Origin of the sequence: Polynucleobacter sp. 31A-FELB (genome assembly GCF_018882405.1) — a bacterium.
In the GTDB taxonomy this organism is placed as follows: domain Bacteria; phylum Pseudomonadota; class Gammaproteobacteria; order Burkholderiales; family Burkholderiaceae; genus Polynucleobacter.
Genome location: NZ_JACVOO010000011.1, coordinates 29,209 through 45,475, shown reverse-complemented (window position 1 = coordinate 45,475; position 16,267 = coordinate 29,209). Strand labels below are relative to the sequence as shown.

Annotated in this window: 20 protein-coding genes; 15 read left to right on the top strand and 5 right to left on the bottom strand. The window is 44.3% G+C overall.

Going from position 1 to position 16,267, the window contains the following annotated elements; all coding sequences use genetic code 11:
• Window positions 1–12 precede the first annotated feature (12 nt).
• The 3 genes from ICN30_RS07935 to ICN30_RS11655 all read left to right on the top strand — a co-directional run bounded on the left by ICN30_RS07935 (window position 13) and on the right by ICN30_RS11655 (window position 2,125).
• Complete coding sequence (locus ICN30_RS07935) at window positions 13–501, top strand: LexA family transcriptional regulator (RefSeq protein WP_216274622.1); 489 nt, start codon at window positions 13–15, stop codon at window positions 499–501.
• Window positions 498–1,799, top strand: coding sequence for a Y-family DNA polymerase (locus tag ICN30_RS07930; RefSeq protein WP_216274620.1), 1,302 nt, complete (start codon window positions 498–500; stop codon window positions 1,797–1,799). The genes ICN30_RS07935 and ICN30_RS07930 overlap by 4 nt, the downstream gene beginning before the upstream one ends.
• 194 nt (window positions 1,800–1,993) lie before the next feature.
• Window positions 1,994–2,125, top strand: a complete 132-nt coding sequence (locus ICN30_RS11655) for a hypothetical protein (RefSeq protein WP_255533170.1) — start codon at window positions 1,994–1,996, stop codon at window positions 2,123–2,125.
• Between the two features lie 149 nt (window positions 2,126–2,274).
• On the opposite strand, the gene ICN30_RS07925 is transcribed toward ICN30_RS11655, so the two are convergent.
• Window positions 2,275–3,774: a DUF2779 domain-containing protein gene (locus ICN30_RS07925; RefSeq protein ID WP_216274617.1), complete on the bottom strand. Its 1,500-nt coding sequence runs from the start codon at window positions 3,772–3,774 to the stop codon at window positions 2,275–2,277.
• Window positions 3,775–3,888: 114 nt separating this feature from the next.
• Between ICN30_RS07925 and ICN30_RS07920 the strand changes: the two genes are divergently transcribed.
• The 10 genes from ICN30_RS07920 to ICN30_RS07875 all read left to right on the top strand — a co-directional run bounded on the left by ICN30_RS07920 (window position 3,889) and on the right by ICN30_RS07875 (window position 13,025).
• A complete protein-coding gene (locus tag ICN30_RS07920; RefSeq protein WP_216274615.1) occupies window positions 3,889–4,149 on the top strand; it encodes a hypothetical protein in 261 nt (86 codons plus the stop codon).
• Between the two features lie 11 nt (window positions 4,150–4,160).
• Window positions 4,161–4,901 (top strand): hypothetical protein, encoded by a 741-nt coding sequence (locus ICN30_RS07915; protein ID WP_216274613.1) that lies wholly within the window; start codon window positions 4,161–4,163, stop codon window positions 4,899–4,901.
• A gap of 5 nt (window positions 4,902–4,906) precedes the next feature.
• On the top strand, window positions 4,907–6,112 hold the full coding sequence (locus tag ICN30_RS07910; protein ID WP_216274612.1) for a YafY family protein: 1,206 nt from the start codon (window positions 4,907–4,909) through the stop codon (window positions 6,110–6,112).
• Between the two features lie 244 nt (window positions 6,113–6,356).
• Window positions 6,357–6,509 carry a hypothetical protein gene (locus tag ICN30_RS07905; RefSeq protein WP_216274610.1) on the top strand — a complete coding sequence of 51 codons (153 nt, stop codon included), beginning with the start codon at window positions 6,357–6,359 and terminating at the stop codon, window positions 6,507–6,509.
• 80 nt (window positions 6,510–6,589) lie between these two features.
• A complete protein-coding gene (locus ICN30_RS07900; RefSeq protein ID WP_216274608.1) occupies window positions 6,590–8,830 on the top strand; it encodes an AAA family ATPase in 2,241 nt (746 codons plus the stop codon).
• A 118-nt stretch (window positions 8,831–8,948) separates the two neighbouring features.
• Entirely contained in the window at window positions 8,949–9,443 is a 495-nt protein-coding gene (locus ICN30_RS07895) for a hypothetical protein (protein ID WP_216274606.1), read from the top strand.
• Between the two features lie 73 nt (window positions 9,444–9,516).
• On the top strand, window positions 9,517–10,197 hold the full coding sequence (locus tag ICN30_RS07890; protein WP_216274604.1) for a hypothetical protein: 681 nt from the start codon (window positions 9,517–9,519) through the stop codon (window positions 10,195–10,197).
• Window positions 10,198–10,206: 9 nt separating this feature from the next.
• A complete protein-coding gene (locus ICN30_RS07885; RefSeq protein ID WP_216274602.1) occupies window positions 10,207–11,355 on the top strand; it encodes a hypothetical protein in 1,149 nt (382 codons plus the stop codon).
• Between the two features lie 48 nt (window positions 11,356–11,403).
• Window positions 11,404–12,396 carry a hypothetical protein gene (locus ICN30_RS07880; protein WP_216274600.1) on the top strand — a complete coding sequence of 331 codons (993 nt, stop codon included), beginning with the start codon at window positions 11,404–11,406 and terminating at the stop codon, window positions 12,394–12,396.
• Window positions 12,397–12,482: 86 nt separating this feature from the next.
• On the top strand, window positions 12,483–13,025 hold the full coding sequence (locus tag ICN30_RS07875) for a TIGR00645 family protein (RefSeq protein ID WP_216274598.1): 543 nt from the start codon (window positions 12,483–12,485) through the stop codon (window positions 13,023–13,025).
• A 27-nt stretch (window positions 13,026–13,052) separates the two neighbouring features.
• On the opposite strand, the gene ICN30_RS07870 is transcribed toward ICN30_RS07875, so the two are convergent.
• From ICN30_RS07870 to ICN30_RS07855, 4 genes are read right to left on the bottom strand one after another with little or no spacing between them, the layout of a single operon-like run.
• A complete protein-coding gene (locus ICN30_RS07870; RefSeq protein ID WP_216274596.1) occupies window positions 13,053–13,709 on the bottom strand; it encodes a putative quorum-sensing-regulated virulence factor in 657 nt (218 codons plus the stop codon).
• A gap of 30 nt (window positions 13,710–13,739) precedes the next feature.
• Window positions 13,740–14,003, bottom strand: a complete 264-nt coding sequence (locus tag ICN30_RS07865; protein ID WP_216274594.1) for a HigA family addiction module antitoxin — start codon at window positions 14,001–14,003, stop codon at window positions 13,740–13,742.
• Window positions 14,004–14,030: 27 nt separating this feature from the next.
• Complete coding sequence (locus tag ICN30_RS07860) at window positions 14,031–14,318, bottom strand: XRE family transcriptional regulator (protein WP_216274591.1); 288 nt, start codon at window positions 14,316–14,318, stop codon at window positions 14,031–14,033.
• Window positions 14,315–14,689, bottom strand: a complete 375-nt coding sequence (locus tag ICN30_RS07855; protein ID WP_255533169.1) for a type II toxin-antitoxin system RelE/ParE family toxin — start codon at window positions 14,687–14,689, stop codon at window positions 14,315–14,317. The genes ICN30_RS07860 and ICN30_RS07855 overlap by 4 nt, the downstream gene beginning before the upstream one ends.
• Before the next feature lie 395 nt (window positions 14,690–15,084).
• On the opposite strand from ICN30_RS07855, the gene ICN30_RS07850 reads away from it, so the two are divergent.
• Both ICN30_RS07850 and ICN30_RS07845 read left to right on the top strand, forming a co-directional pair.
• Entirely contained in the window at window positions 15,085–15,714 is a 630-nt protein-coding gene (locus ICN30_RS07850) for a nucleotidyltransferase domain-containing protein (protein ID WP_216274589.1), read from the top strand.
• Window positions 15,683–16,267 (top strand): hypothetical protein, encoded by a 585-nt coding sequence (locus ICN30_RS07845; protein WP_216274588.1) that lies wholly within the window; start codon window positions 15,683–15,685, stop codon window positions 16,265–16,267. Before ICN30_RS07850 ends, ICN30_RS07845 begins: the two co-directional genes overlap by 32 nt.

Here is a 16,267-nt window from a genome sequence, read left to right as displayed (position 1 = left end):
ATATTAATACCTATGACGACTCAGATGACCTCCCCAAAAGCGACCTTAAGCCAGGCTCCACAAGCCTTGGCTGCTCATGGCGCCTATGAGTTCAAGCTCCTGAGTCACCGCATTTCAGCGGGATTTCCGAGTCCAGCGGCGGATTACGCAGAGGAAGGTCTCGATTTAAACAGCTACCTCGTGCAAAACAAGCCAGCCACCTTCATGTTCACCGTTAAGGGTGATTCGATGATGGGTGCGGGTATTTGTGATGGCGACAAGGTGGTGGTCGATAAAGCCCTCAAGCCAAAACATAAAGATATCGTTGTTGCCGTAGTAGATGACGAGTACACCATCAAGCGCCTGTATCAATTGCGCGGCAAAACCGAGCTCCAGCCAGAGAACCCAAATTACGAGCCCATTACCTTTAACGAGAACAGTGAACTCCAAATCTGGGGTGTGGTCGTTGGAGTAGTGCGCAAGTACAGCCACGCAAGCAGCAGAAACGGGAGATCCGTATGAACCAAGCCGGTCAAACCAATCAACTCTTCGCACTCGTGGATGTGAACAACTTCTACGTATCTTGCGAGCGCGTATTCGCCCCTAAGTTAGAAGATGTGCCAATGGTAGTGTTATCCAATAACGATGGTTGTGCAGTAGCACGTAGCGCTGAAGTTAAAGCGCTGGGCGTGAAGATGGGTACACCTTGGTTTCAGATGAAAGATCTAGCTAAGCAACATGGCATCCAAGCTTATTCCTCAAACTACACCTTGTATGGTGATATGAGCGGCAGGGTAGTAGAAGTCTTAAGAAAGTTCACGCCCAATCTCGAGGTCTACAGCATTGATGAGAGCTTTCTGCGAATCGAGACAGTGCTCAAGCAATATGCTGACCCAACTAGCTTAGGTCAAATCATTAAGCAAGATGTTAAAGACACAACAGGCTTACCTGTATGTGTTGGTATTGGCGCTAGCAAGACCCTTGCTAAGTTGGCTAATCACCTAGCTAAAAAACATCCTCAGTTTGCTGGCGTGTGTGACATCAGCTCCATGTCTAAAGAAGCGCTCTACCAATGGATGGCAGAGACGGCGGTAGGTGAGGTATGGGGCATTGGTGGCAAGACTGCCAAGAAGCTCAAAGAGCTCAAGATCCATAGCGTATTTGATTTGGTACAGATATCACCACAAGCGATGCGCCAACAATTTGGTGTGGTAATTGAACGTATTTGCTACGAGTTGCGTGGCGTATCTTGCCTGCAGCTCGAAGAAGTGGCCCCAGCTAAACAACAGATTATTTTTTCAAGAAGTTTTGGTAAGCCGGTAACTTCAATGGAAGAGTTGGCTGAATCTGTTGCTACGCATGCCGCAAGAGGCGCCGAGAAACTCAGAAGTCAAAAGTCAGTCACGGGCGCACTCACTATTTTTGTGCAAACCAATCCACATAAGCCATTTGAGCCACAACACCATCAAAGCATCACGGTGGTTCTGAGCGATCCGAGTGATAACACCTTAACCCTCACAAGCGCTGCATTAAAGGGGCTAAAGCAAATCTACAAGGCAGGCTTTAAGTACAAGAAAGCAGGCGTCATTCTCAATCTCTTGGCTGACAAGCCCACCATGCAGCAATCACTATTTGATGACATTGAGGTCAAAGGCAAGTCTGCTGGACTCATGAAAGCGATGGACTCAATCAATAGTCGCTTTGGTAATGCCGCTATCAAAACCGCAGCATCTGGAACCAAGCAAGACTGGCAAATGAGATCAGGCAATAGATCGCCAAACTACACCACGCAGTGGGATGAGCTGCCAGTAGTGCGCTAAAGAGCTAGCAAATAACAGGCAAATGACAGGCAAAAAACGATGAAAAAGATGAATAAAAAACAACAAATAACGCAGCTAATTTTACTAGCTCATTTCGTGAGCTATTAAGCCCATATTCTGAATACATAGCAGCAAAACAGCAGTAGAAAAAAAGCAAAACCAAATTAACTTAGATACACATCAGGAGAAATCAAATGGAACTAATCAATAACTTCAACGGCATCTCACTCGCAATCATCATGATCTTGTCTTACTGCGCAGTACTGAAAAGCACCAAGCGTAACGAGCGTAGCAATACTCAAATATTCAGCCGTAAGTATCAGTAAGGCAAATTAAAAATCAGCAAAAAGGCGCATCAGAAGCGCTAAAGAAAAAGCAGCAGGCCTGGTGGGGGAATAAGGAAATCACGGATTCTTAATTCCCCAGTGATAGGTTGGAAAGGATTGGGATCAAAAAAATCTCAATCCTTTTTCATTTAACTTTCGGCAATATATTTAATAAAGTCGTACATCGCTAAAGTGTCTTGTGCGCAATAGTGTTTCAACTTGTTCTCCCAATCCAATTTCTCGGATGAAGAAATGCTCGGATCGGTGCATTTAAACCAGGCAATTTGTGCATCACCACCGCCGCTTAAACCGTTTGAGCTCGAATAGTCGACTGTCGTAGGAATCGCCTTTACGATGTCCTTTAGGGAATAGGACCCCATCATGACTGGTGAGTAAAAGCCATCACGTGCAATATCTAGAGTGTCAATAATGCGAGCGATCAACGCTTCAACCGGGACATGAAGATCCGTACAAGTAGGGCGCTTTACTAAGGCACGAAGTTTAGAGCGCTCAAATGAAGCGTTATGAACGAAGATGGGCCCCTTTGTCCCAACTGCACTCAGGAGGGTTTCAAGAAACTCGCGATCCATATTGGGGTCATAAAACTTGAGATAGCCAAGGCCATCATCAACATTGAGGATTTGATCGGAATTATCCCAGCGATGAATTGACCACTGAAAAGGAAGCGCGTCATAGGCTTTGGTGCCAGCCAGCAGTGGAACGCCTTGCTGTGCAGTTTCAAAATCCATGAAATAGCGGGGCCACTCAAAATTATTTACCTGAGATTTGATCTCGGGGGAGATCCACGTCGATCCAGACTTATGTGCCAGTTGAATAATCTTATGTTTAGGGTTAGGAAGTGCGCTTTCTGGAAGATCTCTAAGATCGTATATTTTTTTAGTCGCCCAACTCTTTGCAAGAGCTGCGCCAGAGTTGGGAAGAATGGAAATGGGTACTTCAGCTAATTTTGGAAGGGGGGCGCTACAGTGATTTTGGTGTGGGCAATTGTACGGTTCAGTGCATTGAGGTCCCATGGCCACTTCGGGTATGTCAGCACCAAATGTTGCGAAAGGCTTTAGCTCAGAAATCCATTGAGATACTGAATCAATCTTCTTTGTTACCTCACTAGTAATATCAACTTCGGTAATCAGCTTTGCATAGTCACCTTTGCCTTGATATACAAAGGTATTGTTGATATGAGCTATCTGAATTTTATTTAACTTAAGGCCGGAGCCTTTTGCAACATAGGCTTGTACGGAGGCATCCTTTATATGCTCCTCCTTTAGGCTTGTGGAAGACTTCACCTCAATCATTTCCCACCCCTCGGGGTTTCGGCGCAGAACATCGGCACGCACTAGAGTGTCGTTATACAAAAAGGCTGCCTCATAGATGATCGATATCAAGGGGTTATTGATTGCGACCTGTGTTTCTGCTGCGGCAGATGTTGCATCCAGATTGCCTGTTAAGTCGACTCCAGTGCCGTAATGGGTGCGCGCAAATTCTCCAAAGCGATTCCCGATATAGAAAATATGTAATTCTTGCTTAATCGGATTATTCGTATCAAGCCAGAGCTTTTTATGGCATTGAAGCCCTGAAATTACCTTGGACTTGGTCAGGGTATAGGGCTTTGTCCCGATATTTGATTTCATGGGTATTTATCCATTGGCGTTATGTAGATCTTATTAAATCAAATATAAATGATACTTTTTGTCATTAATTCAGATTAGACTCTATATTTATGTGTATCCGACAAGAGAGTGCTCATGCCTTTGAATGTAAATAATTGTGAATTGATTGTGATTGAGGCGCTAGATACCGAGTCCGGAATTTGCGCTGAATATGAATACATTGATCAAATTTATGGCGAATTTGGAGTGGGGTGGGAATTGTTGCGCCAAAGAGTAACGACCCGAAACCCCAATAAAGGAGGCGATCCGGTGGAGATCGACATCCTCACAATCAAACTACCATCAGGGGAGGTGAAGGATATCGCATTTGACATTACCTCCTTCTATGGCAAATGAGAGTCTATTAAATGTTGCCTATCAAATATTTGCATGAAGCCGGCGGTAATCGCTGGGGTAATCCTGTGGAATCAGCATGCCTTTATTATCCTGGCGCATATACGGATACGGGACCCTTGGATTTGATCTTGAGAAGTCGATCTGCTACTGGACAAGCCCCTTTTGATTCACTCGCAACTGCAATCTATGTCGACATCAACATTACACCTGATGTCATCGAGCAACTTATTGATCGAGTCAAGCGTCTGTATTCAACTAATGTAGTGCTAGTTAATGATCTATTACCGGCAGATTTTGGCGCATTTCAGTATTCAGATTTCTTCCCCAATCCAAATGACAGCTTTTATGCATCTACGCCTGATTACGCGCAGGAATATGCGCTTGAGAATCAAAACTTTTTTGGATTGCGCGCGTTTTTTCCAGAGATCCAGTTTCACCTGATTTACCTTAGGGCCGAAGGTATTCAGGCTTATCGAGCCCTACAAAAAGCAAAGGTATATCCGAATATCGTAGTGTTGCAAGATCATGGACCTTGGGGGTTTCAGTTCGCAACTTTTTATGGTGACTGCCTTCTCTATAAAGCGGCTAAGAAATTGCCACGATATTTGTATCTAGCAACAGAGGGTGAGTCATGGCCTGGGTATGAGCGGGTAACTGATGGGTATTGCGATGAGGGCCAGGAGCACCGATATGAGCGTTATCTAGCTGCAGGTAAATCGGTAGTTGCAAGATTAAATAGAAGAGCGGAGTAGCGCATATGGCAAAGAAAAAGATAGCCGAGGATTTCGATCCCACCCAAGAGGTTCCGGAGGAGAAAGAGGCACTTCGCGTCCTTCAGCGACGCTGGGATGTTTTAAGAGCAATTCCAACAGCAGGTCGCTCCATTAGCAAGAAGGAGATAGCAGAGCGTTTGTATAAACGCCATAGCCTTGGGCATGATATTCAAGTCTCGCCAACCTCTTTTTTGCGCTATGTCCAACGAGATCTTGAGATTTTAAGTAGGGCAATTAATACGCTGAAGAGAGAAAAAATTATTTCCACTAGAAAGGGCGTTTCTTGGGACGAGTCTGGTGCGCCATTTAAGCTTGCGGGTCTCTCGGAAAATGAGATGATTGCGTTCGGTATGCTGCAAAAGCTAGGTACCTCTTGGATGCCGTCAACCGTCAGTGAGACATTGAATCCTTATTTTTCTTTAGCAATGGATGAGGCAAAACAAAGAGTAATTGAGAAAACATCAGCAACTCCCAGGCAGGCAGAACTTAAGGCAAAGAAATGGCTGGATAAGATAGAGCGCCTCCCTGATTGGATTTCATTCAAAAAGAGAGCTATTCGCAAGGATGTTGAAAAAGTCATTCATGAGGCATTGCTACAGGAGCAGAGTCTAGAAATTGTTTATAGCGGTAAGCTGAGGGGGGTAGTATTCCCTCAAGCCCTAGTACAGAAGGGGGCTAGAACCTACTTGCTTATTACATCACCTACGCAACCTAATTTACGATCTTATTTATTAAATAGAGTTGATTCAGCAAGAATATCCCCAGAGCGATTTCAGCCAGCTTCACGTGCAGAAATTAAAGCACAGTTGGATCGCGGGATTGCACAGCCTAAATACGCATCGCACGATAAGCAAGGAAAGCCAATCATCTATGGTCAGCCAATTAGGCTGAAATTGTTAGTCGATTCTGGAACGGCGGGGATATTAAATGAAACCCCGATTGGTCATGACCAGGTAATTTCCCCAGCAGGCTACGCAATTATTGATCGATGGGAAAAAATAAAAGGCGAATCTCCTTTGGAGGATGAATCCAAAGAGAATTGGTCGCTTGTGACTGTCACTCTGTTGCTTCAAGAGGAGCTTGTATGGTGGTTACGCAGTCTAGGCCCATTTGTTAAGGTAATAGAGCCTCAACTCATTCGCGATCGGATTGAGTACGATCTAAAAAGAGCATTAGCTAACTACTCTTAATTAACTTTCCATTGTTTCCAATAGGCTCATTCAGTGAGCCTAAGAGTGTTTATAAAGTACACACTCGTGGGTAAAGCCACTCATTCCTAGAGGTTTTGATTGGGACATCAATCAAATAATTCATAGATTCCAAAGCCCTTTCTCGGGTAATTAAGTATTTTCAAGTAATCAGTTTAAGTGACAAATAATGTCATTTATATATGGCAGTATTCAATTTATCCCAATCAATTGGAAAGGTTTTCAAATGAAAATGTTTCAAGCAACTGTGCGTCGTGGTGGTGGATGCCATCTGGAAAAAATCGAAGTCATGGCAACTACTGCCATTGAAGCCAAAAATAATCTAGAGATGGAGTTTGGAGACGGGAACGTTGTGTATTTCCCCAAAGAAATTAGGTGAGTGTTTGTTGTGTGTAGCACCCCTTCCCGGAATCGCTCCCTGGGAAGGGATTTAAACAGTCAACTAATGGAGAAATACAAATGGATTTTGATCAACTGATGAATGCCAATTCGCCTGAGCTTGAGGATGAAAAGCCAAGTGCTGCGGAGCACCTTGCATTGCGTCAAGAGCGCCTGCTAAAAGCAAAAAAAGAGAAATATCTATCCATTGATGAGATGGCGCAGGAACAAATAGAGGATTTGATCGATGGGGATATCCAGTATGCGCAATGGTTACGCGTCGTCCTATTGCGCACCTTGCTTAATACCAGCGCCTTAAATAATCTGAAGTCATCCTATACATTCTGCAGCACGAAGTTGTACAGTTTTTTGGGTTTCAAAAACTTCGAGGATTATTCCAAAAAACGTGATTTAGCTGAGCTGCGTGCTAATTTACTGACAATCCTTTCGGTCTGGGAGGGAGAGCTGGGGGCGGCCTACTCCTTGCCAAAGCATCTTGCACGCAACCTAAATGCTTTGGCGGAGATGGCGAATTTAAGCGAGCTAGATAAGCAGGTTTTGGGTCTGACTATCTTGATTCATAGTGAAGTCATTTTGCAAGAGTGTACCGATCTGATTGGGGAATCTGTATCTGCATTTTCGATTCCGAAAATTTATGCGCCCATGCTTGGAATTAAAAGTACTGAATTAGAGACAGTTTTGGATGAACAATCCAACCTCATTCGTACTGGGCTCATTTCATTGGATCATCGTGGGGAGGGGAGCGTTCGCTCACGCGTAGACTTAATAACATGGACGTTTGCGAAGCGCGCAGTAATGCACCAGCGTAATGTGCGTGAATTGATTAAAACCTATGTCCGCCCAGTGGATGACGGCTCATTGCAGATGGGTGACTTTGACCATATTGCAGAGCGCGCATCAGCTCTCAAGACCTATTTAGAGGATGCAATTTCCAAGGGTAAAACGGGTGTCAATGTGCTCATTTATGGGCGTCCAGGAACTGGTAAGACCGAGTTCTCTAAGTTGCTTAGCAAAGAGCTTGGTTGTGAGTTAATGGAGGTGGCTGCTACCAATTTAGCGGGAAATCCAGTTACCCCAATCCGTCGTTTGCGCAGCTATCGTGCAGCGCAATCCCTGTTTCAGCAGGGTCGCACGATCGTTTTATTTGATGAGTGTGAAGAGGTCTTGACTGGTCGCTCTCGTCCGTTAGCAGATGATGAGGCCACCATGGCTCAAAAATCCTGGATTAACCTGACTCTAGAAAATAATTCTTTGCCGGCAATCTGGGTGGCAAATTCAATACGTTCATTTGATCAGGCCTATATTCGTCGTTTTGATATTTGTTTTGAGATGCCCATTCCAGATGAGGCACAACGTCGCAATATGCTCACTCAGATGTGCGGTGAAGTGCTGGGTAAAGAAATTATTGGGGATATCGCTAAAAATAAGAATACTTCACCTGCGCTGGTCGCAAAGACGGCTCAGGTAGTCAAGGCTCTGGCTGAAAATAAAACAGCAATTGAGCGCAACGAATTGGCGCTGATGCTGGTTAACGACAAACTACAGGCCCAGGGTGCGTCTCAGGTCCAAACTTTTGATACTGGATCGCTTGGACTAGGCTTTAAGCCGGATATGGTGAACTCTACAGTAGATATTCAGAATCTATTAGATGGGGTGGCACAAACTCGTGAGGCTCGTATTTGTGCGTGGGGTCCTCCCGGTACGGGTAAGACTGCATTTGGTAAGTGGATGGCTGACCAACTGGGAATTACCCATATTGTTTTGAAGGCTTCAGATCTATTGGGCTCGCATGTTGGCGAAACCGAGCAAAAAATTGCAGGGGCATTTGCTATGGCTAAACGTCAAAAAGCACTACTGCAGTTTGATGAGGTTGATACCTTCCTAATTGCACGCACTCAGGCGAAGCAAAGCTGGGAAATCAGCATGGTGAATGAAATGCTGACTCAAATGGAAAGCTTCAAAGGTATTTTTATTGCCTCTACAAATTTATTCGATAACCTTGATGAGGCTGCCTTACGTCGTTTTGACATTAGCCTCAAGTTTGACTTCATGAAGCAAGAGCAAGCCTGGAAAATGTTTATGGCAACTTGCGAAAAATTGCAGCTCCCAGACCCCGAGGGTGTGAAGCTTCCTTTTCAGGAATTACGTAACTTAACTCCGGGAGATTTCGAGCAATTAGGTCGCCAAAATCGTTTTCTTAAACTCCAGTCTGCTAATGACGCGCTTCAAGTGTTGGTTAAAGCAGTCGGAGTTAAAAAATCCTCCCACTCGCGTCAGATTGGTTTTCTAGCTGCTGCTTAGGCCTTGGTGGCCTTTATGGGGCTTGATAATTATTTTACAAATAATTATCAAAGTGACAAATATTGTCATTTCTAATTGATATTCTGATGGCTCGGTAAATGAAAAGGAGTTAATAAAAATGAAAGCTCGTAAATACAATTTTGGAAACTTATTGACTCAGGCTCAGCGTGGTGAGATTGATAAGAAGGATTTAAAAAAGATTATCAAAGCAGCGCAGGACTTTGGTTTTAGCTCGATTGCAGAGCAGTTTCAGTTGTACGTATACCAACCAGCTGATATTGCCCCAGACCATGCGCCAGCAGAAGTATTGGAGCGAGTTGCTCAGGGTATTAGCTATCTCAATGTGCAGCGTATTCCGCTAACTCGCACTAAGCAAATGCTAAAGCGTCATGGGGTGATTGAAACCATTCATCGCATCACATCAGATGCTAAGCCCAGTAAAAATCTAGAGATTCTTGCTAACTCGCGCCACCTTCATCTATCAGCTGAAGCAATTGTGCTGGATTTCCCGGAGCTCTTTTCAGAGAAGGTGGCCGCCTTAGCAAAAATGAAGTTGGCCAAGCTTGGAGGCCTGCCCGATCAAGTGCACCCCATATTGTTATTGGCCGCATAAGCTGAAAAGTAATTAGCTTCAACGCCATTAATGCATCAACACTAAAAATTTAACCATTACCGGAGTAAAGGCCATGAATCGTATTTCACAACGCACTATTGAAGCTGTAATTACCGTAACTGCTGCCTTCTTCTTGGGTGCTTGCTCATCTATTGGTGACGCCAAGCAATCTAAATATCAGGCTGCGGGACAGACTCAAGAGATGGGCAACATCAAGGACGCCAAGGTCAGCGTTGATTTTTCTGACGAGGGGGTTAAGGTGTTCTACACCAGCTTTGGAAATGTTGATCGTATTGAGGTCTTCGGCCAAGCCCCAGTATGGAAGGGTAACTACACAGTCATTGCGGAGGCGGATGCCATGGATAAGTTGGTGAAGTTTGTCTATGGCCAAAGTGTGAGCTCCAATAAGAAAGTGGAGATTCTGAGTAAAGCCTTGGATATAGCCAATGATGACTCAAGCAAGTCGTTTCAGTCGGTCGACGGTTCCACGACTCTAACTAAGAAGCAAATTGAAACAATCCCTTCGCCCAATCCATCATCTGAATCCCAGGAGGGCTCCAATAAGCGAATTGCAAAAACCGTTGATCAAACGCTGGTGAGCACAGTCAATTCTATGCTGGCGCAAGGGCGCTTGACTGCAGTTCGCAAAGTGCGTGATGAGGTGTTGGATGGTGGAAAGCAGTATGTAGCGGTATACCAGTGGAGCAAAAAAGATCAAGCAAGTGCTAGCTATGTTCGCGCACTCATGAAATAGGAGGGGTTAATGAGCAAGCTCGTAAAACTTCTAGTTGTTGTGTTCGTATCCCTATATGGTATCAATGGCGTAGCGCAGAATATATTTGCAATAAACCCTATTGGATTGGCTGTATCGGCAGGTCAATGGCTAGTGAAAAACACTCAACGCATGTATTACTTACGTGTAGAGGCTAGCGGGCAGACCCACGAACAAGCGAAGCAGGAGGGTTTACGATTTGCAGTAAATCAGGCGGTTGGTACGCTTGTATTGACTGAGACGCAGGTCAAAAATCAGGAGGTGATCCGCAGTGACATTACTTTATATTCATCGGGGTATGTAGATGAATATAAAGTCATTAGTGAAGAGGATCTTAACGGTAAAACTAAGCTTGTGATGGATGTTTGGGTTGCAGAGAGCAAGATTGCCAATCGCTTGTTTGTCATTGGCAAAGGGGGTGGCACTATTAACGGTGCCAAAGCCTCTTCGCAATATCAGTCGGTCTTAGAGGAACGAGTGCAGGGAGATCGCTTGCTTGCTGCAGTAGGTAATGACTTCCCCGAAAAGTCTTTTGTCATCAATATGGGGCAAGCTAATTGGCGCATGGTTAATCGTGATGCAGAAATCCTGGTGCCGGTAGAGATCTCGTGGAGCCGGGAGTATCTTGACGCTATGCATGAGGTGCTAGTTCGTACCCGTAATGGTGCTGATGCTGCTAATCAACGTTATGCGAGAGCTTGGCCCTCGGTAATTTCATTAAAACGTCAAAGCGATTGGTTTACTACTTATGCAGCCTATACAGATATTAAAAAAGCTGAGTCATTAAAAGAGCGCATGGTGAATACCAAACCATCTGTACAGATAACCATTAAAAATGCCGCAGGTGAAGCTATCTATAGTATTTGTGCAAGTATCCCCTATTTCAGTGGAGCTTTCTTTGGGGAGAGCCTGGCTTTTGGGGTATATCGACCTGAAAAGTACGGCTATCCAACAGGGCAGTTTTTTGCCTCCCATACACCAGACGCTGATTTTTCAATCTATGGGGATTTCAAGGTCAACACCACCTTCAGTCTGCCTATCCGCAATACGAAGTCACAATTGCTCAATGCTATGGAGAGCATTGAAATCAACGTGGTGCCTCAAGCCCAATGTGAGAAGCAGGGGTCTCAAGTAATATAGTAAAAGTTATATAAATTAGAACTAGAAAAACATTAATCCGAGGTCACCATGACGCTTCAATTTAGCGATTTTTATAAATTAGACAGTATTTGCGATGTTAAAGTCTCAGGCTCATTTGATTCTGCTTGGAGTAAAGCCTATGTATCTATTTCATCGGGATCGAGCGCCTCTACTAAGCCTGATGGCGTGGGTTCTGGATTGAAAATCGGCCCGCTAAAACTAAAGCCGGGCATTGATGTTGCGGGCTCCCCCGAAGCCATGGCAGATTTTGTTTCCATGGCCAATCTCAATCACTTAATTTATGCGGTTATCAGTACGCGGTATCCAATCCTATATGTTGGAATCACCGAAGGCGGGCTGCGCAATGGAATTTTTGATAAGGGTCGCCTCATTCACCATGCGCGCAAAATGTTGGCAATACGCGAGAGTAGTACTAGTCATACCGGGGGTTGGCTTGGCCACGCTATCGAACGTTACGACAATAATATTTCTGCATATAACTTGCGATTCAATGATGAGCAATTCCAACAAGACTTGTTGGAGGATGTCTATATCGCGATCGCGCACCAAGGTCATGATTCTTGGTCCCCGGCCAAGGTTGAGGAAACCGTTTTAGGTGAATTAGATAAGGGTTTGAATGCCTCAGCCAGAGGAATTAAGAAAATGAATACTGCTGGTTCAGGACGCGATCCTGTAAACATTCAATTGCCGGGAAATATTGCACAAACTCTTGCTAAGATTATGATTACGGGCGATTTGCCGAATCTCCAGGGGGATTGGAATGTCATCCCTTCTGATGCATATAACGTTTGCAAATCAAACTTGCTCGTTGTGGTGAAACAAGTGGGCACCTGGTCTGTTGGTGATATTTTGGGAACGGCTTTATCTCATGTGCGGGATAAATGCCGCAGCACCAAAAAGGTTCTAATTTACATTCAAATTACCCAATCTGAATGGGAAGTCCTTTGGGCTCAGTGGAGCGATTACTACGAGGAACTAGTTAAAGACCTTGGCGTGGAAATAGAGCTCAGATTCGCCTAAATCTGCTTCAGCAGGGTGTATTCCCCTGCATTGATTAGGTATTTGCGAGCGATAAGAAATATCATAAATACCGATAAAATAAATTTATGACTGAAGACAAGCAAACCTACATAGATAAAAAACTACGTCCACTGCCACGCTGGATATTTATGTCCCGCTGGTTGCAGGCACCACTCTATCTGGGATTGATAGTTGCCCAAGGTGTCTATGTTTGGCAGTTCTGGATAGAGCTCGTTCACCTCATTACTATGATGGCAGACAAGTCCATGACTGAAACTGCCCTGATGTTGGTAGTGCTGGGATTAATCGACGTAGTGATGATCTCCAACCTGTTGGTCATGGTCATCGTTGGCGGGTGGGAAACTTTTGTTTCTCGTTTGGAATTAGAAAACCATCCAGATCAGCCAGAATGGCTATCCCATGTGAATGCCGGTGTACTCAAGGTAAAGCTAGCAACCGCCATCATTGGTATCTCATCAATCCATTTGCTGAAGACTTTCATCAATGCAGCTTCCTATGATGAAAAAACCTTAATGTGGCAAACCTTAATCCACATTACCTTTGTGTTGTCAGCTGTAGCGATTGCCTATACAGAAAAGCTAGTTACCTCAGCGCATAAGCAACATTAAAGCTACAGTAAAAAACCCAGCAAAGATTTAGGCCTGCAAGGCCTTGCGAAGGTATTCAGAGACGTTTTCCTGACGAAGCATCCATTGCTTGTAGTCAGATGGCACCTGACTAATCAGTTCACCTTTGTGTTTACCAAAAGGCATGATCGTCGGAATGCGAGCCTTCTCAGACATTTCCCACAAAGCATCTAAAGAAGCAGGGTGCAAGCGATCAATGATCTGTCCCAGAATCTTGGAGCAGATCCATACATCTGCTAATGCGCTATGGGCATCACGCAATTGCTCTCTAGCAGTTGCTCTTTCAAAGTAGTAGAGCAGAGCGCTTTGGGTATGGCTATCCAAGTCAGGCCAAAGGCTACGAGCGAGAGCAAGGGTGCAAATACGCTTGACCTCAGGCTTACCAATAGCTTCCCAGTCAAAATCTACGCTATGACCAATGATGTATTTAGTGCCACTAGGTAATCTAAAAGAGCTGCTAGCGGGGCAATTAACCAATTCCTCATCCATGATGTGGTGAGTTGCTAAAGCACCCAAGCTAATTGGTTTACCAGGGTTATAACGCTGCACCCAAGGATTACTGACCGCAAGGGGATTAATAGAGGTGACGTCTAAAGAGGCAGCCTCAATGATGACGGCATCGTTCTTATCAGTTGCTTCTACATCAAAAATAATAGCTTGGGGCATGGGCTTCTTAACCTAAAGGTAGTTGATTGGCTATTGTGCCTTGAGTTTGGCTTGTCTCTGCCAAAGATCATATTTGGATTGCATTTCAATCCATAGCTGAGGCCCATTGCCTAAAAAGGTACCCAGCTTTTGCGCAAACTCTGGCGTGACAGAAATTTTTTCGGTAAGAACAGCATTTAATGTTTCTCTAGTTACACCAAGATGCTCGGATAGCTCGGCAATAGAAGTTCCTAGAGTGGGCAATGCATCCTCTCTCAGAATAGCGCCAGGGTGGGTGGGGGATCTTTTATTCATAACTCTCTAAACCATCCTTAATAAAACTTAAATTGCTTTCATTTCAAACTTAATCATTTTTCCAAGTGCGGATGCAGCGCTTGTTAATGTCAGCAGTGTGAGACTAGTATCCGATTGATCAAGTAAGCGGTTGAGGGCTGCTCGGCTGGTATGCATTTTCTTTGCCATCACAGTCTTGGTAAGATTTTGCTTGATCATTTCTTGTTCAATTTGCCAGGCGATGACTCTTTTGACTGCCACTGCACTAGAGTGATCAAAAATTGATTCTTCTTTTAAGAAATCATCAAAGCTACTGCCAACGTGTTTTTTCTTCATGAGTGCCCCCTTAATTTCTTTGCCCTATCTTTAGCCAGACCTAAATCGGACTTTAAAGTCTTTTGCTGCTTTTTAATAAATCCATGAATCAGCACCATTGAACTTGCATCTAATACAAACATCACTCTGGCGATGCTCTTGCTGAGATTGATTCGAACCTCCCAAATATCCCCATTAAGATGTTTTACCAAGGGCATTCCTAATGGCCATCCAAACTGAACAGTCTTGATATCTTCCCCAATACGTTTTTTATCAATGCCTCTTAATGACTGAAGCCATTCTCTAACTGGCTCATTTCCATGTTCGGTTCCATAAAAGTTAACTTCTAGGATGGGATGTCTCATCCAAGTAGCGTACCAATTATGGTACATATATTACATCATCCTTTACTGAAAAGATTGTAGGAAAGTACGCAATTTTGAATAAATAGCTCAGTTGGTTAGAGGAGAGAACTCGGCCTATTCATACGCCCAAATCATCCCCAATCCCTGTTCATTGACTTCCTAAACCTCTACGCTGAATCTTTATGACTACCGGGGGATTGGGAATGCACCTAGCGATTGAATGTAGACACAAGCAGCAAAGACTATTTAGATTGGTAATGGATTCCCGAGTAGTCCTGGTTTTGCTGATTATTTGGATGATTTGGGGCATCCTCAGGGTTTTAAGGATTTTGTAATAAAGCTTTCTTCTGCGGAAGAAACATTAGTTGCTAAATAAGCAACTAATGTTGCTAATAAAGCGACAATAAGGCAATATATGGCCTATGACTACGCTTACATCCATCCTCTTTGGTCAATACCGCAGTCGCGTATTGAGCCTACTTCTATTGCATCCAGAGCAGGCTTATTACTTGCGTCAGATCGCAGGCCTAACCGGAACCACGCCAGGAACTTTGCAACGCGAAATGATTAAGCTGGAAAAAGCAGGGCTAGTGACGGTAAAAAAGATCGGCAACCAAACCCATTACCAAGCGAATCGCTCATGCCCTATCTTCGAAGAGTTGGCGAGCATTCTGAGAAAAACCAGCGGCCTAGTAGATGTTCTTCTACAGGGACTGTTACCTCTTGAGAAGCAGATTCAATGTGCATTTGTATTTGGATCTACTGCAGGGGGTAAATCCACTATAGGTAGTGATGTCGACATCATGATTATTGGTGACCTTGAGTTTGCTGATGTCGTTGCAACCCTCCACCCATATCAGGAAACGCTCGGAAGAGAAATTAACCCCAAGCTCTTTACTGGTAAGGATTGGATAAAGCTCATACAAGATAATGGAGCCTTCATCCGTGATGTATTAAGCAAACCAAAGCTATACATCATTGGCAATGAGCATGATCTGCTCATCAATGGAGACACACAACTTGTTAAAAAATCTCATCGGGGTAACGCTTGACACAATTGAGCGTGACAAACTTAGCATTCAACGTTTATTAGAGGCTTCTCAAGCTAGCTTGAAGGATGCACAAGTCATGGAGCTCAGCAATGAAGGGCGCTTTGATCTGGCATACAAATCCATCACTCAGTCCTCAAGTGCAGCAATGCAAGCGCACGGCTACAGAGTACTTACCAGTAAGCCAGGGCACCATCAAACCATTATTCAAAGTTTGGTGCACACCATAGGGATTGATTCATCTACCTTGATTACATTGGATCAGTTGCGCAAACACCGGAACGTGATTGATTATTCGGGGGATATCGTCAGCGATACTATGTTGAGCGAGGCGATTAAGCAAGCCATGGCGCTATTGATGGAGTGTTCTTATCTATACAGATCGATATTCAATGCAGAACCATGCATTGATCCTGATGATGCCCCCGAAATTGCCGCCGCTGATTTGAGACGTGGCATTTGGTCTGTCAATGGAAAGATTGTTTCAGAGGCAGAAGGTAGAGCTGCCTTCTCGAAGAAGCTCAAAGAGCTGGGCTACTCAAAAAATGACTCTTGA